Source organism: Rubrimonas cliftonensis (genome assembly GCF_900107585.1).
In the GTDB taxonomy this organism is placed as follows: domain Bacteria; phylum Pseudomonadota; class Alphaproteobacteria; order Rhodobacterales; family Rhodobacteraceae; genus Rubrimonas; species Rubrimonas cliftonensis.
The window spans coordinates 1-1,628 of sequence record NZ_FNQM01000087.1; the positions used below are offsets into that span (position 1 = coordinate 1).

3 protein-coding genes and 1 pseudogene are annotated in these 1,628 nt (G+C 68.4%); 1 reads left to right on the forward strand and 3 read right to left on the reverse strand.

Going from position 1 to position 1,628, the window contains the following annotated elements:
- Window positions 1–92: 92 nt before the first annotated feature.
- From BLW43_RS22680 to BLW43_RS22690, 3 genes and pseudogenes are all read right to left on the reverse strand, one after another.
- A pseudogene (locus BLW43_RS22680) lies at window positions 93–395 on the reverse strand (CopD family protein); the annotation flags it as partial.
- Window positions 396–422: 27 nt separating this feature from the next.
- Window positions 423–827, reverse strand: a complete 405-nt coding sequence (locus BLW43_RS22685) for a type II toxin-antitoxin system VapC family toxin (RefSeq protein ID WP_093257219.1) — start codon at window positions 825–827, stop codon at window positions 423–425.
- Window positions 824–1,063, reverse strand: coding sequence for a FitA-like ribbon-helix-helix domain-containing protein (locus BLW43_RS22690; RefSeq protein WP_093257222.1), 240 nt, complete (start codon window positions 1,061–1,063; stop codon window positions 824–826). Before BLW43_RS22690 ends, BLW43_RS22685 begins: the two co-directional genes overlap by 4 nt.
- Before the next feature lie 372 nt (window positions 1,064–1,435).
- Between BLW43_RS22690 and BLW43_RS24150 the strand changes: the two genes are divergently transcribed.
- The coding region (locus BLW43_RS24150) for a hypothetical protein (RefSeq protein ID WP_217632298.1) at window positions 1,436–1,628 on the forward strand (193 nt) is incomplete at its 3' end.

Below are 1,628 nucleotides of genomic sequence, written 5' to 3' on the forward strand. Positions count from 1 at the left end.
CTCGCGGACCTCAGGGGAGAACTTGTTCGTCGTCTTGCTCATGGGGCGCCATCCTACTCAGAAGTTGGAGCCTCCGGCAGACCCGGCGCGGTTCATTCCGCCATGTTGGCGCCGTCGCGAGCGGGGTGCAGCGTGAGGTCCGCCATCGCGGCGGGTCCGTGCAGATGGAGGGCCAGCGGCGGCGCGGCGGCCTCGGCCAGTGCCCGGGGCGGCGGGGTCAGGCGGAAGGAGGCGGCCAGCGCCAGCACGCCATGCCGCAGCGCGATCTCGGCCGCGGCATAACGGCGGAAGGCCCGCGCGGCAGGGGCCGCGCCGGCGGTGATGGCGGGGGTCAGACGCCAGCGGTTCAGCCCCGCCAGCGCGACCATCGCCGCGACCAGCGCGAGCTTGGCGCCGAGCGCCGCGCCATGTCGTCATCTCATCTACAGAGTAACGGCGCGCGCTGCCGCCACGTCGCCGACCAGGGTGGCGACGAAGCGCCGGTCGGCCGTGACAAGGGTGGCGTCTATGCGTTCCGCCAGGCTCAGATAGATGCAGTCATACACGGGATGCCGGAGGCGGATCGCCATGGCAAGCGCCGCGCGTTCGAGGTCCTCGTCGGTGTCCATGATGCGGACTGGCGCGTCCTGAAACAGCGCGAACGCCTCGGCAGCCTGGGTCGCGGTGAGCTCGCCACGGCGCTCGAGCGTGGCGAGGGTATTGGCGACCTCGGCCCTGATCAGCCGTGGCGCGAACAGCTCTTCGGTCCGCAGCGAAGCGGCGCGATCCGATCCGTGCTCGGGGACGAGCCATTTGACGGCGACGGATGCATCGACGACGACCTTCACTCGCCGTCGCGATCGCGATCGGCGCGGATGAGGGCGGTCGTGTCGGACACCGTACCGAGCTGCGAGCGCAGCTGGTCGGCGCGCTCGAAGAAACTCCCGCTGTCGCGCGATCCCTTCAGCGCTTGGCGCAGGATCAACCGATGCTCGGCCTCGGATGAGCGACCCGCCTGCGCGGCTCGCGCTTTCAGAGCGAGGACGAGATCGTCGTCGATGTTGCGAACGGTCAACTGGGCCATCACGACCTCCTCAAGCGTCTGCAGGCAAAATGCAGGCGCGTCTCCCTGATTTCAAGGTTGCTCTCGCGACGCGCCTTACGTCCCCGCGCAGCGGGAGACCTCGGTCGGGCTCGCCGAGTTTGGCGGTTTGAGGCGATGACAGCCTGAACCAACTCCCAGGATCGCCCGAAATGCGATCCAGCCGCCCGCGCGAACGGCCGGAACTCGCTGCTGGGGCCAGATCCTCGACCGGCCGAAACCGGGAGGAGGTTCCGGGGCGACGGCCGGGTCGGAAACCTTGGCGCGAATGGCTGCAGCCGCGGTCGACAGCCGTTCGCGCACGCCGGTCCGGCGATGCCTGTCGCGGCGACGCGCCTAACACCCGGCGACACGATGCGCGGGCTTCCGCCATTCGCACCGAACGATCTCGAGATCGGCAGTGCGGAAAAAGCGCTAATTCGCTGCAATTGCGCCAAAGTTGACTTTCAGAAGGCTCTGTTGCAGAAAGGTGGCGTGACGAGGGATTCACGTCGCGAATCCAGCGTGATAGCCGTGCTGCATGAGCAAGCCGACACCCCCGACGTAC